The sequence below is a fragment of the Neisseria sp. P0022.S010 genome, from assembly GCF_051956635.1.
Genome location: NZ_JBQCXF010000825.1, coordinates 1 through 562, shown reverse-complemented (window position 1 = coordinate 562; position 562 = coordinate 1). Strand labels below are relative to the sequence as shown.

The window sequence follows — 562 nt, the reverse complement described above, 5'->3', positions numbered from 1 at the left end:
ATACAAAGATGATAGCTGCGTGTATCCTTACGCCTAACATTCATCCAATATAAATCTTTAAAGGAACACAGCCATGACTGAGTTTACCCTTTGGGAAACCGCGCCTTTCAATTCTACGATTGACCATATCCTGCAACGTTATCACAACGTTCACCGCGCCCAGTTTGAAGAGTTGGTACCACTGGCGCAAAAAGTGGCGCAGGTTCATGCCGACACTTTCCCTGCCGAAGTGACCGATTTGTTGGCCTATATGCAAAACGAGCTGTTGATGCACATGATGAAAGAGGAACGCATGTTGTTCCCGATGATTAATCAGGGCGTGGGCCGTGGCGCGGCAATGCCCATCAGCGTGATGATGCACGAGCATGAAGAACACGACCAAGCCATCGCTCGTCTGGAAGAATTGACCAATAATTTTGAGCTTCCCGAAGGCGCTTGCGGCAGCTGGACCCGTTTGTACACATTGGCTAAAGAGATGGTGGACGATTTGAAAGACCATATCCACTTAGAAAATGAAATTTTCTTCCCCCGCATTTTGGCTTCTTAAAATTTGCGGTTAATC

Annotated in this window: 1 protein-coding gene; it reads left to right on the top strand. The window is 47.2% G+C overall.

What is annotated here, in order from left to right; translation table 11 throughout:
- The first annotated feature begins 73 nt into the window (after positions 1-73).
- Positions 74-547, top strand: coding sequence for an iron-sulfur cluster repair protein DnrN (dnrN, locus tag ACTHUT_RS21625; protein ID WP_440419866.1), 474 nt, complete (start codon positions 74-76; stop codon positions 545-547).
- Positions 548-562 lie beyond the last annotated feature (15 nt).

Coding starts and splice junctions, on each gene's coding strand:
- dnrN (WP_440419866.1), top strand. CDS start 74: ATGACTGAGTTTACCCTTTGGGAAACCGCGCCTTTCAATTCTACGATT.